The sequence below is a fragment of the Streptomyces sp. 12E genome (assembly GCF_055633275.1).
On the sequence record NZ_JBVNCJ010000001.1, the window covers coordinates 2,614,518 to 2,634,827 of the forward strand.

Sequence of the window (20,310 nt, forward strand, 5' to 3'; positions counted from 1 at the left end):
ATGACCAGCACCACCGCCACCGAGGCGCCGGCCGCCGGACAGCCGGCCCTCTCGGAGGTCGAGCTGCTCATCGGCGGGATGACCTGCGCCTCCTGCGCGGCCCGCGTCGAGAAGAAGCTCAACCGCATGGACGGCGTCACCGCCACGGTGAACTACGCGACGGAGAAGGCCCGGATCACCTACCCGCCGGGCACCGAGGTCGCCGACCTGATCAGCACGGTGGTGCGGACCGGCTACACCGCCGAGGAACCCGCGCCCCCGCGGGAGGAGAGCGACGGGACGCCCGCCGCGGAGGCCGACCCGGAGTCGGCCGCCCTGCGCCGGCGCCTCACCGTCTCCGCGCTCCTCGCCCTCCCCGTCGTCCTGCTGGCGATGGTCCCGCCCCTGCAGTTCGACAACTGGCAGTGGCTCTCGCTCACCCTCGCCGCGCCCGTCGTGGTCTGGGGCGCCGCCCCCTTCCACCGGGCCGCCTGGACCAACCTCCGGCACGGCGCGGCCACCATGGACACGCTGGTCTCCGTCGGCACGCTCGCCGCGTTCGGCTGGTCCCTGTGGGCGCTGTTCCTCGGCGACGCGGGCATGCCCGGCATGCGCCACCCCTTCGAACTCACCGTCGCCCGCACCGACGGCGCCTCCACGGTCTACCTGGAGGTCGCCGCCGGCGTCACCGTGTTCATCCTGCTCGGCCGCTGGCTGGAGGCCCGCTCCAAGCGCCGCGCGGGAGCGGCCCTGCGGGCGCTGATGGAGCTGGGCGCCAAGGACGTGACCGTGCTGCGCGAGGGACGCGAGGTGCGGGTCCCGGCGGAGCGGCTGGCCGTGGGCGACCGGTTCGTCGTACGGCCCGGGGAGAAGATCGCCACCGACGGCACGGTGCTCGAGGGCTCCTCCGCCGTGGACGCGTCCATGCTGACCGGCGAGTCCGTCCCGGTGGACGTCACCGCCGGCGACACCGTCACCGGCGCCACGGTCAACGCCGGCGGACGGCTCGTCGTCGAGGCGACCCGGATCGGCGCCGACACACAGCTCGCGCGGATGGCGAAGCTGGTGGAGGAGGCGCAGAACGGCAAGGCCCGGGTGCAGCGCCTCGCCGACCGGATCTCCGGGATCTTCGTCCCCGTGGTGCTGCTGATCGCCGTCGGCGCCTTCGGGATGTGGCTCGGCTCCACCGGTGACACGGTCGCCGCGTTCACCGCCGCCGTCGCCGTACTGATCATCGCCTGCCCGTGCGCCCTCGGGCTCGCCACGCCGACCGCCCTGATGGTCGGCACCGGGCGCGGCGCCCAGCTCGGCATCCTCATCAAGGGCCCCGAGGTCCTGGAGTCCACCCGCCGCGTCGACACCGTCGTCCTGGACAAGACCGGCACCGTCACCACCGGACGGATGACCCTCCAGGAGGTGTACGTCGCCGAGGGCACGGACGAGCGGCTGCTGCTGCGGCTCGCGGGCGCCCTGGAGCACGCCTCCGAGCACCCCGTCGCGCGGGCGATCGCCGCGGGCGCGGAGGAACGCGCCGGCGCGCTGCCCCGTGCGGAGCACTTCGAGAACGTGCCCGGCCGGGGCGTGCGCGGGCGCGTGGAGGGCCACGAGGTCGCCGTGGGGCGGCTCTCCGAGCTCTTCGGGGAGCTGCCGCCTGAGCTGGCGCGGGTGAAGGACGAGGCCGAGCGGGACGGGCGCACTGCCGTCGTGGCCGGCTGGGACGGCGCGGCACGCGGTGTCCTGACGGTCGCCGACGCCGTGAAGGAGACCAGCGCCGAGGCGGTGCGCGAGCTGCGGGCCCTGGGGCTCACACCGGTGCTGCTGACCGGCGACAACCGGACCGTGGCCGAGGCGGTGGCGCGGAGCGTGGGCATCGACCGGGTGATCGCCGAGGTGCTGCCCGAGGACAAGGCCGACGTCGTACGACGGCTGCAGGACGAGGGGCGCAGCGTCGCCATGGTCGGCGACGGGGTCAACGACGCGGCCGCGCTGGCCGTCGCCGATCTGGGTCTCGCCCTGGGCACCGGCACGGACGCGGCGATCGAGGCGGGCGACCTGACCCTGGTCCGCGGCGACCTGCGGGCGGCCGCGGACGCGATACGGCTGTCCCGCAGGACGCTCGGCACGATCAAGGGCAATCTGGTGTGGGCCTTCGGCTACAACGTGGCCGCGCTGCCGCTGGCCGCGGCCGGACTGCTGAACCCGATGATCGCCGGTGCGGCGATGGCGTTCTCCTCGGTCTTCGTGGTGACGAACAGCCTGCGCCTGCGGGCGTTTCATTGAGGTCTCGAGTTGGGGTGTACCCCTGTCGTCCGGTACGTCCCTCACATAAGCTCTTCACACGGCTCGCGCATCTTCCTTACGCTCGGGTCCCGTGAGCGGTTTGCGGGCTCCCGCGCACCTTCGAGGGATGTGCAAGAGACGCAGATCACAGTGATCTGAACGTAACCATCGAAGGGCTTCGAAGGTCTAAGTTGGCGATGTCAGGCAACGTCTTGGGGGGCGTTTCCTGGCATCTGGGGATGTCTTGGGGGACTTTCCCAGAGATTGCGTTGCCGGGGCACGTGCCCAGCGGGGAGCTTTGAGCGGCCCTCCCGAATGTGCGCTGTCCCGGCAGACCGCACACCGACGAGTGCGGCGGATTCAGGCCCGCCCGTGCTCGCACAGCGATTCAGGCGCTGTCCTCACAGACGCCCGGCCGGATCCCGTGGGGGGAATCCGCACCGGGACATGGGAAGGCGCCCTGGCTCGTCGGCCCGTGGGGGGACCGGCGGCCGGGGCGCCTTCTTCCTTGCGGTCTTCCTTGCGGTCGCGCCACACACCTGGGGGCGCGGGGAACCGCGTGACCGGCCACAGGACCGGCCCGCAGTCGCCCACGCCCCTTCAGTGACGTGCCCTCAGGCGCACCACGTCTCTGTCGGCAGGTGTCAGCGCTCCTCGACCGGGACGAAGTCCCGCTCGACGACGCCCGTGTAGATCTGGCGCGGGCGGCCGATGCGGGAGCCCGGCTCCTTGATCATCTCGTGCCACTGGGCGATCCAGCCCGGCAGCCGGCCGAGGGCGAACAGGACCGTGAACATCTCGGTCGGGAAGCCCATGGCCCGGTAGATCAGACCGGTGTAGAAGTCGACGTTCGGGTAGAGGCTGCGCGAGACGAAGTAGTCGTCGGAGAGCGCGTGCTCCTCCAGCTTCAGCGCGATGTCCAGCAGCTCGTCGGACTTGCCGAGGGCGGACAGCACGTCGTGCGCGGCGGCCTTGATGATCTTGGCGCGCGGGTCGAAGTTCTTGTAGACCCGGTGGCCGAAGCCCATCAGGCGGACGCCGTCCTCCTTGTTCTTCACCTTGCGGATGAAGGAGTCGACGTCGCCGCCGGAGGCCTGGATGCCCTCGAGCATCTCCAGCACCGACTGGTTGGCGCCACCGTGCAGCGGGCCCCACAGGGCGGAGATGCCCGCGGAGATCGAGGCGAACATGTTCGCCTGCGAGGAGCCGACCAGGCGCACGGTGGAGGTCGAGCAGTTCTGCTCGTGGTCCGCGTGCAGGATGAGCAGCTTGTCCAGGGCGGCCACGACGACCGGGTCGAGCTCGTAGTCCTGCGCGGGGACCGAGAACGTCATGCGCAGGAAGTTCTCGACGTAGCCGAGGTCGTTGCGCGGGTAGACGAACGGGTGGCCGACCGACTTCTTGTAGGCGTACGCCGCGATCGTCGGAAGCTTGGCGAGCAGGCGGATGGTGGAGAGGTTGCGCTGCTGCTCGTCGAACGGGTTGTGGCTGTCCTGGTAGAACGTCGACAGCGCGGAGACCACCGACGACAGCATGGCCATCGGGTGGGCGTCGCGCGGGAAGCCCTTGTAGAAGTTCTTGACGTCCTCGTGCAGCAGGGTGTGCTGCGTGATCTCGCCCTTGAACGCGGAGAGCTGGTCGACGGTCGGCAGCTCGCCGTTGATCAGCAGGTAGGCGACCTCCAGGAAGGTGGAGCGCTCGGCCAGCTGCTCGATCGGGTAGCCGCGGTACCGGAGGATGCCGGCCTCGCCGTCCAGGTAGGTGATCCCGGATTTGTAGGCGGCGGTGTTGCCGTAGCCGCTGTCCAGTGTCACCAGACCGGTCTGGGCGCGGAGCTTCCCGATGTCGAAGCCCTTGTCGCCGACGGTGCTGTCGATCACCGGGTAGGTGTACTCGCTGCCGCCGAACCGCAGTACTACAGAGTTGTCGCTCACGTCTTCCCTCACCGACCTAGTGCCTCATCTTCGAGGTGCCCTGACTGTCTCCACCATCCCCCACTCGGCGCAGGAGAGTGCACTCGGGGTCGACCATCGGGCCTATCGGCGGCACTCAGTGCCGCCAACTTGCCCATCCTGCCCCTTGTGTTCGCGATCCGGAAGCCCTCTGTGACCTTCGTGACTCATTTGATCGATCATTTTTTGGTGACGGACCGCTCACAGCGGCGCCTCACGCCTCCGAGAGGCGGGAACCGGCGAGGCGGAAGTCCAGCGCCGTGCACCGGCGGCCCGCCGAGACCGTGCGCACCGCCTGCCCGATCGCCTTGCGGGAGCCGACGAGGACGACCAGCCGCTTGGCCCGGGTGACCGCCGTGTACAGCAGGTTGCGCTGGAGCATCATCCAGGCGCCCGTGGTCACCGGGATGACGACCGCCGGGTACTCGCTGCCCTGGGAACGGTGGATGGTCACGGCGTAGGCGTGCGCCAGCTCGTCCAGCTCGTCGAAGTCGTAACCCACCTCCTCGTCCTCGTCGGTCAGCACCGTCAGGCGCTGGTCGACCGGGTCGAGGGCGGTGACCACGCCCACGGTGCCGTTGAAGACACCGTTCTCCCCCTTCTCGTAATTGTTGCGGATCTGGGTGACCTTGTCGCCGACACGGAAGACCCGGCCGCCGAACCGCTTCTCGGCGAGGTCGGGGCGGCCGGGGGTGATGGCCTGCTGGAGCAGCCCGTTGAGCGTGCCCGCGCCGGCCGGGCCCCGGTGCATGGGGGCGAGGACCTGCACGTCACGGCGGGGGTCCAGGCCGAACTTCGCCGGGATGCGCCGGGCCGCGACGTCGACGGTGAGCCGGCCTGCCTCCTCGGTGTCGTCCTCGACGAAGAGGAAGAAGTCCTTCATGCCGTCGGTGACGGGGTGCTGCCCCGCGTTGATCCGGTGCGCGTTGGTCACCACGCCGGACTGCTGCGCCTGCCGGAAGACACGGGTGAGCCGGACGGCGGGGACGGGGCCGCCGTCGGCGAGGAGGTCCCGGAGCACCTCGCCCGCGCCGACGCTGGGGAGCTGGTCGACGTCGCCGACGAAGAGCAGGTGGGCGCCCGGGGGCACCGCCTTGACCAGCTTGTTCGCGAGGAGCAGGTCCAGCATGGACGCCTCGTCGACCACCACCAGGTCGGCGTCGAGCGGGCGGTCCCGGTCGTAGGCCGCGTCGCCGCCGGGCTTGAGCTCCAGCAGGCGGTGGACGGTGGAGGCCTCGGCGCCGGTCAGCTCGGCGAGCCGCTTGGCTGCGCGGCCGGTCGGGGCGGCGAGGACGACCTTGGCCTTCTTGGCGCGGGCCAGCTCCACGATCGAGCGGACCGTGAAGGACTTGCCGCAGCCGGGCCCACCGGTGAGGACGGCGACCTTCTCGCTCAGCGCCAGCTTGACGGCGGCCTCCTGCTCGGGGGCGAGGTCGGTGCCGGTACGGCCCTTCAGCCAGCCCAGCGCCTTGTCCCAGGCCACGTCCCGGAAGGCCGGCATCCGGTCCTCGTCGGTACGGAGCAGGCGCTGGAGCTGGGCGGAGAGGGCCAGCTCGGCACGGTGGAAGGGGACCAGGTAGACGGCGGTGACGGGGTCGCCGCCGTCGGGGGCGGGCACCTTCTCGCGTACGACGCCGGGGTCCTCGTCGGGGTTCTCCGGCTCGGCGGCGAGCTCGGCCAGGCACTCGATGACGAGGCCGGTGTCCACCTGGAGCAGCTTCACCGCGTCGGCGATCAGCTTCTCCTCGGGGAGGTAGCAGTGCCCCTGGTCGGTGGCCTGCGAGAGGGCGTACTGCAGGCCGGCCTTCACCCGGTCCGGGCTGTCGTGCGGGATGCCGACGGACTGGGCGATCTTGTCGGCGGTGAGGAAGCCGATGCCCCAGACGTCGGCGGCGAGGCGGTAGGGCTGGTTCTTCACGACGGAGATCGAGGCGTCGCCGTACTTCTTGTAGATGCGCACGGCGATGGAGGTGGACACCTCCACGGTCTGGAGGAAGAGCATGACCTCCTTGATCGCCTTCTGCTCCTCCCAGGCGTCGGCGATCTTCTTGGTCCGCTTGGGCCCGAGCCCGGGGACCTCGATGAGGCGTTTCGGCTCCTCCTCGATGACGGTGAGGGTGTCGACGCCGAAGTGCTGGGTGATGCGGTCGGCGAAGACCGGGCCGATGCCCTTGACCAGGCCGGAGCCGAGGTAGCGGCGGATGCCCTGGACGGTGGCGGGGAGGACGGTCGTGTAGTTCTCGACGTGGAACTGCTTGCCGTACTGGGGGTGCGACCCCCAGCGCCCCTCCATCCGCAGGGACTCCCCCACCTGGGCGCCGAGCAGCGCGCCGACGACGGTGAGGAGGTCGCCGGCGCCTCTGCCGGTGTCGACGCGGGCGACCGTGTAACCGTTCTCCTCGTTGGCGTACGTGATCCTTTCCAGGACGCCTTCGAGGGTGGCGAGCCGGCGTTCACCGGGGGCGGCGGCTGCGGACTGGTTGGGCATGGGTCCGACGGTACCGGTGGGGTGTGACACGGGGTGCCCCGTCCGGCCGACCCCGCCCTAGCAGCCCGCCTCGGCGCCGCTGCCCACGAACGAGTCGGCGTCGACCGAGTAGCCGGCCCCGGTGGTGAGGTCGGGGCGGTCTCCGTGGCCGTCCTCCGCGAGGCCCTCGGCGGTGAGGAAGACGACCCGCAGGGTCATGTCCTCCTTGACGAAGCACAGGTCGTCGGACGGGGCTTCGGAGGCCGGATCCCATCCGTCCCGCACCGCCGCCGTCCGGTAGTGGGCGGCGACTTCGGCCTTCGTCCCGGGGTAGGCGTAGGTCCGGCCGGCGTACACCGAGACGTCGCCGCTGTCCGCCCAGCAGCCCGCGTCGACCTCCTCGAAGCCCCGGGCGACGGTGGCCCCGGCGGGCCGGGAGTCGAGGATGCCGAGCGCGGCCATCTCCTTGACCCGGCCGTCGGTCCCCTCGCAGTCCCTGGTGAGCTCCTGCAGCGCGCAGCCGGTGAGCGTTCCGGCCGCGAGCACGGTCGACAGGAGCAGGAGCATGGGGCGGGCGGTGCTTGTCCGTACAGGCAAAGCGGGCTCCAGGATGCGGGTGGGGCGGAAAGGAGCCGCCGGGCAGGGCAGCTGTCCGTGAGACTGCGGAACGGTGTGGCCCGGTTCCACAAGAACGTGTCCGCCAGGGACATCAGCCGAGGGACATCATGCCGGTTCCCGCCGGTTCGGGTTCCTTCAGCGCCTTGGGGAAGTGAGTGAAGGCGGTGGTCGGGAAGGTGAGGGTGGCTCGGGCGGAGTCCTTGAAGTCGCGGGCGGCTACGTGGGTGGGCGAGGTCGCGATCTCCACGCAGTTGTTGCCGTCGCCTCCGCCGGAGTAGGACGACTTGCGCCAGTTCTCCATGGGCCCCTCACATCCTCCCGGTCGTCTCCTTGATCGCTCGCACGAAAGCGCCGAAGGCTTCGGCGGGGAAGGCGAGTGTTCCGTTCGCGGGGGCCTTGGAGTCGCGGATACCTATGTGCGTCGACCCCTCAGCGATCTCCACGCAGGCGTTCCCGTCACCGCCACCGGAGTATGAGGACTTGCGCCAGTGGTCGCGGTCGGCCATCAGTTCCTCACAGTTCCTTCGACAGCTTGTGGATGAGGTCACGCGATGGTGCGGGGTCGCACGACATCGCCTCCACTCTACGGAAATGAGTGCGGAACACCGACAGTTGTGCTTCGGAGTCGACGAAAACCGTTCCATGAGGACCGTCGCGCACGACGGTGTCCAACTTGGGAACGGCGCCGCCCGCGTACACCATGGCGGCGCCGACATCGACGAAGTGTTCGCGCTCGAACGGAATGACCCGGACCGTGACGTGCGGCGCCTCGGAGAACTCCAGGAGTCGGGCCAGTTGGCCTCGTGCGGCAGCACGACTGCTGACCATCATGCGCAGCGCCGCCTCATGGACCAGTGCCTCGTACCTGGTGGGCTGCTCCTTGGTCAGGATGGCACGGCGCTGCATCCGGTGTTGGACTCGCAGTTCCAGATCCGCTTCCGGCAATTCAGGAACGCGGGACGAGAACAGCGCTCTCGCGATGTCCTCGGTCTGCAGGAGCCCAGGAACATGCAGGAAGTCCACGTCCCATCGGTAGCCGGCGTGATGCTCCAGTTCCGACAGGTCCAGGAAGGACGTCGGCAGAAGACCCCGGTACCCTTCCCACCAACCGGGTGTCCGCTCTCCCGCCATGGCCGCCAGGGCATCCACCAGTTGTTGATCGGTGCAGTTGTAGTGTGCCGCGATGCGGCGCAGGCGCGCCTCACTGACACCCGCCAGGCCGGCCTCGATCTGGCTCACTTGGGCGGAGTCGGTACCCAACAACGCTGCGGCTTCCCGCCCTTTGATCCCTGCGGCCTCGCGGAGCTTGCGCAGTTCAGCGCCTAAACGCCGCTGACGAGCAGTGGCCTGCTGCCTACGTGGCATCGCCGCCCTCCTTCGCTTCAACCAGCGTTCTACAGCGACTCGTTCGGGGGACAGGCTACGACAGCGGCTTGCGTTGGACCAAATTTGGTACCTACTGTCAGTGACGCGACGCACACCGTGCGACACCGGCCCGCCGGAAGCGCACCGCCCCGTCCTGTCGTGACGGCTGCGGCAATGACACCGGGGCCGATTCCAACTCCCCCGCACCCGAAACGGAGTCCCGCATGTCCGAAAACGAACCGTGGGAGTACTCCCTGTACATCCCCAACGACCTCCGCGCCGTCACCGTCAGCCGTCGCACCCTCCGTCTGATCCTGACCATGCACGGACTGATCCGCCTCGTCGACGTCGCCGAACTCCTCGCCACCGAGCTGGTCTCCAACGCCGTGCGGCACACCAAGGGCCCCGCCGGCCTGCGCGTGCACTGGTCGCCGCCGGGGACGTTGCGGATCGGGGCGTGGGACGCGGACCCTCAACCTCCGGAGCCACCCAGGCAGTTCCAAGACGAGGCGGAGGACGGGCGGGGGCTGGCGCTGGTGCGGGCCTGCGCCGACGTGTGGGGGTGGCAGCCGCTGGCCAGGCAGGGCAGCCGGGGCAAGTACGTGTGGTGCGAGCTGTCGGCGGCCTGACGGCGCGAGCCCGTCACGTACGGGCTTCGCCGCCCCGCACGTACGCTCCCGCGCGCGCCGCCGCCACCGCGGCCTCGGCGGCCTGGTCCGCGGCCGCTTCGTCGAGGGGGGCGCCGGTGGTCAGCAGACGGTAGTAAAGGGGGGCGGAGACGGCGCGGATCACCTCGTGGGCGTCGGTGCCCTCGGGGACCTCGCCCCGGTCGACGGCCTGCTGGACGCAGGGCGCCCACTCCTCGACGCGGATGTCGTAGAAGCGGTGCAGGGCCTCGGCCGTCTTCGCCTCGCAGGTGGCGGCGGCGATCACCGCCTTGAACAGCGCCCCTTGCCGCGGGTCGGCCAGGGTGCGCCGCACGAGCCGGGCGTTGGCCTTGAGGTCGCCGAGCAGCGAGCCGGTCTCGGTGCGCGGCAGCGACTGCTCGGCCATGTCCAGCAGCAGATCGGCCACCAGGCCGGTCACCGTCCCCCAGCGGCGGTAGACGGTGGTCTTGCCCACCTCGGCACGGCGCGCGACGTCGGCGAGGTCCAGGTGGGCGAAGCCGTGCTCCGCCAGGGCGTCCCCGGCCGCCCGCAGCACCGACGCCCGCACCCGCGCCGTGCGCCCACCAGGACGGACGGTCCCCGGATCCGCACCCTCGAACTCCATAACGGGACTCCAGTTCCATTAAATGCTCACGCCTGCTACGTTGGGGTCCACACTAACGGAACTTCAGACCCGTTAGCCAGGTCGTGTGATGGGAGAGGAACAGCCATGGAGTACAGGCAGTTGGGCGCGTCCGGCCTCAAGGTCCCCGCACTGAGCTTCGGCGCCGGCACCTTCGGCGGCCAGGGGCCGCTGTTCGGCGCCTGGGGCACCACGGACGCGCGGGAAGCACGGCGTCTCGTGGACATCTGCCTCGACGCCGGGATCACGATGTTCGACACCGCCGACGTCTACTCCGGCGGGGCCTCCGAGGAGGTGCTGGGCGAGGCGATCAAGGGCCGCAGGGACCAGGTGATCGTGTCCACCAAGACCGGCCTGCCGATGGGCGACGGCCCCGGCGACGCGGGCACCTCCCGTTCACGCCTGATCACCGCGTGCGAGGACGCCCTGCGCCGTCTCGGCACCGACCACATCGACCTGTTCCAGCTGCACGCCTTCGACGCCGGGACGCCGGTCGAGGAGGTCCTGTCCACGCTCGACGACCTCGTACGGGCGGGGAAGGTCCGCTACCTCGGCATCTCCAACTTCTCCGGCTGGCAGGCGATGAAGTCCCTGGCGAGCGCGGAGAGGTACGGCCGTCCTCGTTATGTGGCCCATCAGGTCTACTACTCGCTCATCGGCCGCGACTACGAGTGGGAGCTGATGCCCCTCGGGCTCGACCAGGGGCTCGGAGCCCTCGTCTGGAGCCCGCTCGGCTGGGGACGGCTCACCGGCAAGGTCCGCCGCGGCCTGCCGCTCCCGGCCGGCAGCCGACTGCACCGCACCGCGGACTACGGCCCGCCGGTCGAGGACGAACACCTCTACCGCGTGGTCGACGTCCTCGACGAGGTCGCGCGGGAGACCGGCAGGAGCGTTCCGCAGGTCGCCCTCAACTGGCTGCTGCGGCGGCCGACCGTCTCCTCCGTCATCATCGGCGCCCGCAACGAGGAGCAGCTCCGCCAGAACCTCGGCGCCGTCGGCTGGTCGCTCACGCCCGACCAGACGGCGAGACTCGACGCGGCGAGTGCCAGGACGGCGCCCTACCCGTACTTCCCCTACCAGCGCCAGGAAGGCTTCGCCCGCCTCAACCCGCCCGTCGTCGCAGCTCCGCCCGCCGCGTGAGGACCGGCGTTGTCGGTGGTGATCAGCAAGGTAGCGACGGCAGACCGGCCGAACGCCCCGCTCGGCCGCTCGAGTCCGGTGACCGTGCGCAGCGCGGGCCACCGGGGGGCGGCCACCGCCGCTCAGCCCGTGATGGAGAAGAAGATCGTGTCCTGGGTGTACCAGTCGATGTTCTTCGTGGAGTACTCCCACTCCGTGTGCTCGAACTCGAGCTTCTCGGCCAGCTCCCGCAGGTCGTACCGGAAGTCCTCGTCCACCCGGTCCAGCGCCGCGCGGTAGGCGTCGGCGGCCGGCTTGGCCCTGGCCAGCGGGAACATGCCGATGTGCGGCCCGTCGACGGGAGAGGGGACGGGGAAGGGGATCTCCTCGGGCGGCCCGGAGAACAGGCGGTCGTGCAGCAGGAGATCGGCGCTCACGCCCGCACGGCGCAGCTCTTCGTCGAGCAGGCCGAAGAAGGTGGAGGGCCGGGAGTAGACACCGAGGTCGGCGGGGTCGGAGGCGTTGCGGTCGATGATGTGCTGGAGCGCGCGGTAGTAGGCGCCCGCCGCGTACTCGGCTTCGGAGCTCGCGTGACCGGCCACGAGGTGCTCCAGCGCGTCGGGGACGGTCAGGCCCAGGTCGATGCCCTGCCGCTCCAGTTCCCGCTGGCTCTCCCGCGCCTTCTCACGCATGACGCCCAGCTGCCGTGCCTGGTCGGGCGTCAGGTCGTCCGCGGCTCCGATGAAGGCCAGGACGTCGGCTTTGTCGGCGGTGCTGTACGAGATGATCCGGCTCATGACCGTCATGCTGTCAGCGACCACTGACAGCGCGGCGGGGAAGGCGATCCGCCGGAGCGCGGTGGGCGGGCCCGCTGCCGCGCCGCGCGGTCACGATTCGGTTTCGGCCATCCGCCACCCTCTTGTCAGCCACCCGTGTAATCGTTTCCAATCCTCCGTGTAATCGATTCCACGAGGAGGTGGAACGGCGATGGCGAGCATCAAGGACGTCGCCGCGCGGGCCGGGGTGTCCGTCGCCACGGTGTCGCGCGTCCTGAACGACCACCCGTCGGTCAGCGCGGACGCCCGTACCCGTGTGCTGGCCGCCGTCGAGGCGCTGGGGTACCGCCCGAACGCCGTCGCACGCTCCCTGCGCACCGACCAGACCCGCACCCTCGGACTGGTCATCAGCGACGTGATGAACCCGTACTTCACCGAGCTGGCGCGCTCCGTCGAGGAGGAGGCCCGCGCGCTCGGCTACAGCGTGATCATCGGCAACGCCGACGAGCGGCCCGACCTCCAGGACCACCACGTCACCACCCTGCTGGACCGCCGCATCGACGGCCTGCTCGTCTCCCCCACCGACGGCGGCTCCCCGCGCATGCTGGACGCCGCCCGCACGGGCACCCCCATGGTCTTCGTCGACCGGTGGATCCCCGGGGTGGACGTGCCCGTCGTCAGGTCCGACGGACGCGGCGCCGTACGGGACCTGGTCGCGCACCTGTACGAGCTCGGGCACCGCAAGCTCGCGATCATCGCCGGGCCCGCCGCCACCACCACCGGCCGTGAGCGCGTGGACGCCTTCCGCGAGGCGCTCGGCGCGTACGGGCTCGCCCTCCCCGGCGCCTACATCGGCCAGGGCGACTTCCAGGCCGACAGCGGGCGCCGGGTCACCGAGGGCTTCCTCGACCTGGCCGAGCCGCCCGAGGTCGTGTTCGCCGCCGACAACCTGATGGCGCTCGGCGCGCTGGACGCCGTCCGCGCGCGCGGGCTGCGGGTGCCCGACGACATCGCGCTGGCCGCGTTCGACGACATCCCGTGGTTCGTGCACACCGATCCGCCGGTCACCGCCATCGCCCAGCCCACCCGTGAACTGGGCCGGGCCGCCGTGCGCGCGCTGGTCGACCGCGTCGAGGGCGGTCCCGGCGAGTCCGTGACCCTGCCCGCCCGGCTCGTCGTACGCCGCTCGTGCGGTGAGCCGGTGTCCCCACAGTCCCCCTCCCCCGTACGAAGGAGTACGTCGTGAGCAACCCGGACGAGTTGCTGCGCATCGAGGGCATCCGCAAGACCTTCCCCGGTGTGGTCGCGCTCGACAGCGTCGACTTCGACCTGCGCCGGGGCGAGGTGCACGTGCTCCTCGGTGAGAACGGCGCCGGCAAGAGCACGCTGATCAAGATGCTCTCCGGCGCCTACACGCCCGACGCCGGCCGGATCACGGTCGGCGGCCAGGAGGTGCGCGTCCACGGTGCGCAGGACTCCGAGCGGCTCGGGATCGCCACCATCTACCAGGAGTTCAACCTGGTCCCCGATCTGACGGTGGCCGAGAACATCTTCCTGGGCCGGCAGCCGCGCCGCTTCGGGATGATCGACCGGAAGCGGATGGACGCGGACGCCGAGGTGCTGCTGAAGCGGGTCGGGGTGGACGTCTCCCCCCGGGCCCGGGTGCGCGAACTCGGCATCGCCCGGCTGCAGATGGTCGAGATCGCCAAGGCGCTCAGCCTGGACGCGCGCGTGCTCGTCATGGACGAGCCGACCGCCGTGCTGACCTCCGAGGAGGTCGAGAAGCTGTTCGCCATCGTGCGACGGCTGCGCGAGGACGGCGTCGGGATCGTGTTCATCACGCACCACCTGGAGGAGATCGCCGCCCTCGGCGACCGGGTCACCGTCATCCGGGACGGCCGCAGCGTCGGCCAGGTGCCCGCCTCGACCCCCGAGGACGAGCTGGTACGGCTCATGGTCGGACGGTCGATCGAGCAGCAGTACCCGCGCGAGCGCGCCGAGGCCGGTGACGCGCTGCTCAAGGTCGAAGGGCTCACCCGGGACGGCGTCTTCCACGACGTGGGCTTCGAGGTGCGGGCCGGTGAGGTCGTCGGCATCGCGGGGCTCGTCGGAGCCGGGCGGACCGAGGTGGTCCGGGCCGTGTTCGGGGCCGACCCGTACGACGCCGGTGCCGTGCACGTCGCGGGGGCGCCGCTGCGCCGCCACGACGTGAACGCCGCCATGGCGGCCGGGATCGGACTCGTGCCCGAGGACCGCAAGGGGCAGGGGCTGGTGCTCGACGCCTCCGTCGAGGAGAACCTCGGCCTGGTCACCCTGCGGTCCGCCTCCCGCGCGGGGCTCGTCGACCTCAAGGGGCAGCACGAGGCGGCCGAGCGGATCGCCGGGCAGCTCGGCGTGCGGATGGCCGGGCTCGGACAGCACGTGCGCACGCTCTCCGGCGGCAACCAGCAGAAGGTCGTCATCGGCAAGTGGCTGCTGGCGGACACCAAGGTGCTGATCCTCGACGAGCCGACGCGCGGCATCGACGTCGGCGCCAAGGTCGAGATCTACCAGCTCATCAACGAACTGACGGCCGCCGGCGCCGCCGTGCTCATGATCTCCAGCGACCTGCCGGAGGTGCTCGGCATGAGCGACCGGGTGGTCGTCATGGCACAGGGGCGCGTCGCCGGCGAACTCACCGCCGAAGAGGCCACCCAGGACGCCGTGATGGCCCTCGCCGTCAGCACTCACACCCATGGAACGGAGGCCTCCCGTGGCCACTGACACGCTCAAGGGCAAGCCGGGCGCGCAGGGCGGCGCCACGGCCGGCCTGCGCCGCCTGCTCCTCGACAACGGCGCGCTGACCGCGCTGATCGTCCTCGTGATCGCCATGTCGGCGCTGTCCGGGGACTTCCTGACCGCCGACAACCTCCTCAACGTCGGCGTCCAGGCCGCCGTGACCGCGATCCTCGCCTTCGGCGTCACCTTCGTGATCGTCTCGGCGGGCATCGACCTGTCGGTCGGCTCGGTCGCCGCGCTGTCCGCCACCGTGCTGGCGTGGAGCGCGACCGAGGCCGGGATCCCGGTCGCCCTGGCGGTCCTGCTGGCCGTCGCGACGGGCATCGCCTGCGGTCTGGTGAACGGTTTCCTCATCTCGTACGGGAAGCTGCCGCCGTTCATCGCGACGCTCGCCATGCTGTCGGTGGGGCGCGGTCTGTCGCTCGTGATCTCGCAGGGCTCCCCGATCGCCTTCCCGGACTCCGTCTCCCACCTGGGCGACACGCTGGGCGGCTGGCTGCCGGTGCCGGTCCTCGTGATGGTCGTCATGGGGCTGCTCACCGCCTTCGTGCTCGGACGGACGTACATCGGCCGCTCCATGTACGCCATCGGCGGCAACGAGGAGGCCGCGCGCCTTTCGGGCCTGCGGGTGAAGCGGCAGAAGCTCGCCATCTACGCGTTCTCCGGTCTGTTCGCCGCCGCCGCGGGCATCGTGCTCGCCTCCCGGCTGTCCTCCGCGCAGCCGCAGGCCGCGCAGGGCTACGAGCTGGACGCCATCGCCGCCGTCGTCATCGGCGGCGCCTCGCTGGCGGGCGGCACCGGCAAGGCGTCGGGCACGCTGATCGGCGCGCTGATCCTGGCGGTGCTGCGCAACGGGCTCAACCTGCTGTCCGTCTCCGCGTTCTGGCAGCAGGTCGTCATCGGTGTCGTCATCGCGCTGGCCGTCCTCTTCGACACGCTGCGCCGCAAGGCGGGCGCGACCACCCCGGCGGCCGGGGCGTCCGGGGGCGGGAACCGCGGCAAGCAGGCGCTCACGTACGTGATCGCCGCCGTCGTCGCCGTCGCGGTGGTCGGCGCGACCTCGCTGCTGCACAACGGGTCCCCGGCCGGGAAGACGCAGAAGATCGGCCTGTCGCTGTCGACGCTGAACAACCCGTTCTTCGTGCAGATCAGGGCCGGCGCCGAGGAGGAGGCGGAGAAGCTGGGCGTGGACCTGACGGTCACGGACGCGCAGAACGACGCCTCCCAGCAGGCCAACCAGCTGCAGAACTTCACCAGCGGCTCGCTCTCCGCGGTCGTCGTCAACCCGGTGGACTCCGACGCGGCCGGTCCCGCGGTGCGCGGCGCCAACAAGGCCGGCATCCCGGTCGTCGCCGTGGACCGCGGGGTCAACAAGGCGGACACGGCCGCGCTGGTCGCCTCCGACAACGTCGAGGGCGGCGCGCTGGGCGCGAAGGCGCTCGCCGAGAAGCTCGGCGGCAAGGGCACCATCGTCATCCTGCAGGGCCAGGCGGGCACCTCCGCCAGCCGCGAGCGCGGGGCAGGCTTCGCGGCCGGGCTGAAGGACTACCCGGGCATCGAGGTCGTCGCCAAGCAGCCCGCGGACTTCGACCGCACCAAGGGCCTGGACGTGATGACGAACCTGCTCCAGGCGCATCCGGACGTCGACGGCGTCTTCGCCGAGAACGACGAGATGGCGCTCGGCGCGGTCAAGGCGCTCGGTTCGAGGGCCGGGAAGTCGGTCCAGGTCGTCGGCTTCGACGGCACGCCGGACGGGCTGAAGGCGGTCGAGGCCGGCACGTTGTACGCGTCCGTCGCGCAGCAGCCGTCGGAACTCGGCAGGATCGCGGTGCGCAACGCGCTGCGGGCCGCCGAGGACGAGAAGGTGGAGAGCATGGTGAAGGTGCCGGTGAAGGTGGTCACGCGGGAGAACGTGGCCGGCTTCGAGGGCTGACGCCGGGCACGGAGGCACCCGGGCGGGCGGTCACGACGACCGCCCGCCCTCACTCGGATTCACTCGGGTTCACTGGGGTTCACTCGGATCGGGGAGCAACACATGTACGACTACGACCTCCTGGTCGTCGGGTCGGCCAACGCCGACCTGGTGATCGGGGTCGAGCGCCGGCCGGGCGCCGGGGAGACGGTCCTCGGCTCCGACCTGGCCGTCCACCCGGGCGGCAAGGGCGCGAACCAGGCGGTCGCCGCCGCCCGGCTCGGCGCCCGTACGGCCCTGCTGGCGCGGGTCGGCGACGACGGGCACGGACGGCTGCTGCTGGACTCGCAGCGGACGGCCGGGGTGGACACGGTGGGCGTGCTGGTGGGCGGGGCGCCCACCGGGGTCGCGCTGATCACGGTGGACCCGTCGGGGGACAACAGCATCGTCGTCTCGCCCGGCGCCAACGGCCGGCTGACGCCGGCGGACGTGCGGGCGGCCGGCAGCCTGTTCCACGCCTCCAAGGTGGTCTCCGCGCAGCTGGAGATCCCGCTGGAGACGGTGGTGGAGGTGGTGCGGAGCCTGGCGCCGGGCAGCCGGTTCGTGCTGAACCCGTCCCCGCCGCGCCCGCTCCCTGCGGAGGTGCTGGCGGCCTGCGACCCGCTGATCGTCAACGAGCACGAGGCGAAGGTGATCCTGGGCGACACCGCCGGGGCGGGCGACGGACCGGAGGACTGGGCGCGGCTGCTGCTGGCGAAGGGTCCGCGCTCGGTGGTGGTGACGCTGGGCGGCGAGGGCGCGCTGGTGGCCTCCGCCGACGGTGTCGCCCGCGTCCCGTCCGTGCGGGTGCGCGCCGTGGACACCACCGGGGCGGGTGACGCGTTCACCGCCGCGCTGGCCTGGCACCTCGGCGCGGGCGAGCCGCTCGCCGGGGCCGCGGCGTACGCGGCCCGGGTGGGGGCGGCGACGGTCACCAAGGAGGGCGCGCAGGTGTCCTTCCCGACGGCGGAGGAGGTCGCGTCGCTGTGAAGAGGCACGGGATCCTGAACCGGCACCTCTCCGGCGCCCTGGCCGAGCTCGGGCACGGGGACGGGGTGCTGGTGTGCGACGTGGGGATGCCGATCCCCGACGGGCCGCGCGTGGTGGACCTGGCGTTCCGCGCGGGGGTGCCGTCGTTCGCGGAGGTGCTGGAGGGGCTGCTGGAGGAGCTGGTCGTCGAGGGCGCCACGGCCGCGTCCGAGGTGCGGGAGGCCAATCCGGCGGCGGCCGGACTGCTGGCGGACCGCTTCCCCGGCCTCGGCCTGGTCCCGCACGAGCGGCTCAAGGAGCTGAGCGCCGGCGCGCGGCTCGTCGTCCGCACCGGCGAGGCACGGCCGTACGCCAACGTGCTGCTGCGCTGCGGGGTGTTCTTCTGAGGCGGTCCGTATGAACTTCGAGGGGGCCCGGTCCGTCGACCCGGCCCCCTCGTCCCTCCCCGTCAGAACCCCTCGAAATCCCCCCCCGGGTCCCCTCCCAGAAGTCCTGACGCCGAGTACGACCCGCGAGGTGCGGGGAGGGTTGCACGGGGTGCGGAAGATTTTTCCCGGCCGTCCCCGAAGGACCTCGAACCGTGCCCCGCAGGTCGTTCCCTGGGATCATCCGTCGGATGAGTGTCGGCAGTTGTCCGATGCCGTTGAGCAGGACGGGGGATCCGCCATGAAACCGGCCGGCCTCATGAACAGGAGCACTGTGCCCGAGCAGGAACCCGCCGTCGACGCCGACTCCTGGAACACGGCCGTACTCGATCTGTTCGGTGGCGGCTGGACCTTCGCCCAGGTGGGCCCCAGGCGCCACGACGACTGGCGCCGTGATGTGACCACGGTCATGGCCCTCAAGACCACCGATCCACGACGCTGGGCCTCGCTCAACTACGCGCCCGGAGTCGACGAGAACCACAGCGGCACGCACTCGCCGTTCCTTCCGTGGAGTCCCGAGGAGACCGGGAAGTCCCTGCACGAAATAGGAGTGGAACCGGCCGGCCGGCTCCTGGTCGCGCTGCAGGGCGAGCTCTACCAGGCCGCCCGCATCCCCGGCTTCGAACAGCGGAAGGAGACGTTGTTCAGGAGCTCCCGGACGATCTTGTCGCGGTTCGGCGCCGGCAGCCGCTTCTTCACGAACGCGGCCGAAGCCCGCAGGGACCCCGACGCCGACCTCCTGAACCCCGACACGGAGTGGGACTGTCTTTCCGTCTGCACCACCGACTGTGGACTCGTCGCCGTGTCCGACGCGGAAGTCGGCGTCTTCTGGGCGTTCCGGGAGGACTGAAGGGCCCCGGCCCCGCGCACCCGCTCCGGCGCCTGACCCGCCCACGGAGCCGTCCGGTGGGCCACCCGGTGGGAGTGGCACGCCCGGTTCCCGGAGGCCGGGCGGTCCCCGGCCTCCGCCGACGGTGTCGCCCGGGTCCCTTTCCAGGAGTCCTGACCGACTCCCTGTACGACCCACGAGGCGCGGGGAGGGCACGGGCTCTCCGGAATTTTTTGCGGTTCCGGTTCCTTGCGGTGTCCGTCCGGGCAGGATGCGGGCGTCCGGTATGCGGTGAGGGTGTGTGGGGATGCTGGTGCAGGAGTTCCGGACCGGGGCGGTGCCGCCCGCCGAGCGGTGGGATCTGTGGCAGGACGTGGCCACGCGGACGCACGTGCCCACCCTGATGCGCAGTGGGCGCAGCGACGACTTCGAGGCCACGATGCGGGTGCTGCCCCTGGGGGACCTGCAGATCGCCGAGCTGGACCTGCCGCACCTGGACACCGTGCGCACACCGCGGGTCATCCGGCGTTTCGACCCTGAGTTCCTGCAGATCAACTGTCATCTCTCCGGCGACGGCATCCTGGTGCAGGACGGCACCGAGGGGGTGTTCGGGGCGGGGCAGCTCATCGTGGCCGACACCAGCCTTCCGTACGACGTCCGCATCAACAGGACGTCGCAGCGGTCCACGACGGTGGTCGTCAGCATGCCCCGGGCCCGGCTCCCGCTGCCGCCGCGCGCGGTGCGCCGCCTGCTGGCGGTGCCGCTCACGGTGGACCACGGCATGGGCGGCGCGCTGTACCGCTGGCTGGCCGACGTCGCCCGGCGGGCCGACGAGTTCACCGAGGCGGACGCGCCGGTGCTGGCCTCGGTGACCACCGACCTCCTCGCCTCCGTGCTCGGCCGCTGCGCGGACTCCGAGGACGCGCTGCCGCCGGAGTCCCGCCGTCGCGCCCTGCACGCCCGGATCCGGGACTTCATCGACCGGAACCTGGGCGATCCGTCGCTGTCCCCGGCGGCCGTCGCGGCGGCCCACGGCATCTCGGTACGGCATCTGCACCAGCTGTTCGCGGCGGAGGGCGAGACCCCGGCGGCCTGGATCCGCCACCGTCGGCTGGAGCGGTGCCGCCGCGACCTGGCCGACCCCCGGCTGCGGGGCCGCTCCGTCCACGCGATCGCCGCGCGGTGGGGCTTCACCGACGCGGCCACCTTCAGCCGCGTCTTCCGCCGCGCGTACGGCATGACGCCGACGGACCACCGCCACCACGCGAGCCCGTAGGGGCGGGTGTGCCGTCCTGCCGGAATCGACAAGCCCTCTGCACGAACGGTCAAGGATGCACACGTTCGACGGCCGCATGCTGGTGCCCGTGCGCAGTGGGGGCTGTGCACGCACGGGGGAACGGGGGGAAGCAGCGTGCGGTGCCGGCGAACGTCGGCGTCCGGTCCGGCACCGCACGGCTTGCGCCCCGCACGGGGACGACAGGGCACGGGAAG

General features: G+C 71.4%; 18 protein-coding genes. 10 read left to right on the forward strand and 8 right to left on the reverse strand.

Translation table 11 applies throughout. The annotated features are described in order from the left end of the window. Complete coding sequence (locus ACZ8ZB_RS12225) at window positions 1-2,259, forward strand: heavy metal translocating P-type ATPase (protein WP_470737739.1); 2,259 nt, start codon at window positions 1-3, stop codon at window positions 2,257-2,259. Window positions 2,260-2,903: 644 nt separating this feature from the next. On the opposite strand, the gene ACZ8ZB_RS12230 is transcribed toward ACZ8ZB_RS12225, so the two are convergent. The 6 genes from ACZ8ZB_RS12230 to ACZ8ZB_RS12255 form a co-directional block, all read right to left on the reverse strand. Continuing rightward, a complete protein-coding gene (locus ACZ8ZB_RS12230; protein WP_470737740.1) occupies window positions 2,904-4,193 on the reverse strand; it encodes a citrate synthase in 1,290 nt (429 codons plus the stop codon). A gap of 232 nt (window positions 4,194-4,425) precedes the next feature. After that, a complete protein-coding gene (recD2, locus tag ACZ8ZB_RS12235) occupies window positions 4,426-6,699 on the reverse strand; it encodes an SF1B family DNA helicase RecD2 (protein ID WP_470737741.1) in 2,274 nt (757 codons plus the stop codon). A 57-nt stretch (window positions 6,700-6,756) separates the two neighbouring features. After that, the gene (locus ACZ8ZB_RS12240) at window positions 6,757-7,245 is read right to left on the reverse strand and encodes a hypothetical protein (RefSeq protein WP_470737742.1); all 489 of its coding nucleotides are present in this window, start codon (window positions 7,243-7,245) and stop codon (window positions 6,757-6,759) included. A gap of 142 nt (window positions 7,246-7,387) precedes the next feature. Then, window positions 7,388-7,597, reverse strand: coding sequence for a DUF397 domain-containing protein (locus ACZ8ZB_RS12245; RefSeq protein ID WP_470737743.1), 210 nt, complete (start codon window positions 7,595-7,597; stop codon window positions 7,388-7,390). Window positions 7,598-7,604: 7 nt separating this feature from the next. Then, window positions 7,605-7,802: a DUF397 domain-containing protein gene (locus ACZ8ZB_RS12250; protein ID WP_470737744.1), complete on the reverse strand. Its 198-nt coding sequence runs from the start codon at window positions 7,800-7,802 to the stop codon at window positions 7,605-7,607. Window positions 7,803-7,809: 7 nt separating this feature from the next. Beyond that, entirely contained in the window at window positions 7,810-8,661 is an 852-nt protein-coding gene (locus tag ACZ8ZB_RS12255; RefSeq protein ID WP_470737745.1) for a helix-turn-helix domain-containing protein, read from the reverse strand. Window positions 8,662-8,885: 224 nt separating this feature from the next. Between ACZ8ZB_RS12255 and ACZ8ZB_RS12260 the strand changes: the two genes are divergently transcribed. Then, window positions 8,886-9,290, forward strand: coding sequence for an ATP-binding protein (locus tag ACZ8ZB_RS12260; protein ID WP_470737746.1), 405 nt, complete (start codon window positions 8,886-8,888; stop codon window positions 9,288-9,290). 13 nt (window positions 9,291-9,303) lie between these two features. Here the strand turns inward: ACZ8ZB_RS12260 and ACZ8ZB_RS12265 are convergent, their stop codons facing one another. Further along, window positions 9,304-9,933 carry a TetR/AcrR family transcriptional regulator gene (locus ACZ8ZB_RS12265; protein ID WP_470737747.1) on the reverse strand — a complete coding sequence of 210 codons (630 nt, stop codon included), beginning with the start codon at window positions 9,931-9,933 and terminating at the stop codon, window positions 9,304-9,306. A 105-nt stretch (window positions 9,934-10,038) separates the two neighbouring features. On the opposite strand from ACZ8ZB_RS12265, the gene ACZ8ZB_RS12270 reads away from it, so the two are divergent. After that, window positions 10,039-11,091, forward strand: coding sequence for an aldo/keto reductase (locus tag ACZ8ZB_RS12270; protein WP_470737748.1), 1,053 nt, complete (start codon window positions 10,039-10,041; stop codon window positions 11,089-11,091). A gap of 122 nt (window positions 11,092-11,213) precedes the next feature. On the opposite strand, the gene ACZ8ZB_RS12275 is transcribed toward ACZ8ZB_RS12270, so the two are convergent. Beyond that, entirely contained in the window at window positions 11,214-11,867 is a 654-nt protein-coding gene (locus ACZ8ZB_RS12275) for a DUF7691 family protein (protein WP_470737749.1), read from the reverse strand. A gap of 190 nt (window positions 11,868-12,057) precedes the next feature. Between ACZ8ZB_RS12275 and ACZ8ZB_RS12280 the strand changes: the two genes are divergently transcribed. From ACZ8ZB_RS12280 to ACZ8ZB_RS12310, 7 genes are all read left to right on the forward strand, one after another. Then, entirely contained in the window at window positions 12,058-13,092 is a 1,035-nt protein-coding gene (locus ACZ8ZB_RS12280) for a LacI family DNA-binding transcriptional regulator (RefSeq protein WP_470737750.1), read from the forward strand. Next, window positions 13,089-14,609, forward strand: coding sequence for a sugar ABC transporter ATP-binding protein (locus ACZ8ZB_RS12285; protein WP_470737751.1), 1,521 nt, complete (start codon window positions 13,089-13,091; stop codon window positions 14,607-14,609). The genes ACZ8ZB_RS12280 and ACZ8ZB_RS12285 overlap by 4 nt, the downstream gene beginning before the upstream one ends. Further along, complete coding sequence (locus ACZ8ZB_RS12290) at window positions 14,599-16,557, forward strand: ABC transporter permease/substrate-binding protein (RefSeq protein ID WP_470737752.1); 1,959 nt, start codon at window positions 14,599-14,601, stop codon at window positions 16,555-16,557. The genes ACZ8ZB_RS12285 and ACZ8ZB_RS12290 overlap by 11 nt, the downstream gene beginning before the upstream one ends. A 102-nt stretch (window positions 16,558-16,659) precedes the next feature. Next, window positions 16,660-17,565: a ribokinase gene (locus ACZ8ZB_RS12295; protein ID WP_470737753.1), complete on the forward strand. Its 906-nt coding sequence runs from the start codon at window positions 16,660-16,662 to the stop codon at window positions 17,563-17,565. Beyond that, on the forward strand, window positions 17,562-17,951 hold the full coding sequence (gene rbsD / locus ACZ8ZB_RS12300; protein WP_470737754.1) for a D-ribose pyranase: 390 nt from the start codon (window positions 17,562-17,564) through the stop codon (window positions 17,949-17,951). The genes ACZ8ZB_RS12295 and rbsD overlap by 4 nt, the downstream gene beginning before the upstream one ends. 298 nt (window positions 17,952-18,249) lie before the next feature. Then, window positions 18,250-18,840 (forward strand): hypothetical protein, encoded by a 591-nt coding sequence (locus ACZ8ZB_RS12305; RefSeq protein ID WP_470737755.1) that lies wholly within the window; start codon window positions 18,250-18,252, stop codon window positions 18,838-18,840. Window positions 18,841-19,126: 286 nt separating this feature from the next. Continuing rightward, window positions 19,127-20,095, forward strand: a complete 969-nt coding sequence (locus ACZ8ZB_RS12310) for an AraC-like ligand-binding domain-containing protein (RefSeq protein WP_470737756.1) — start codon at window positions 19,127-19,129, stop codon at window positions 20,093-20,095. Window positions 20,096-20,310: the final 215 nt, after the last annotated feature.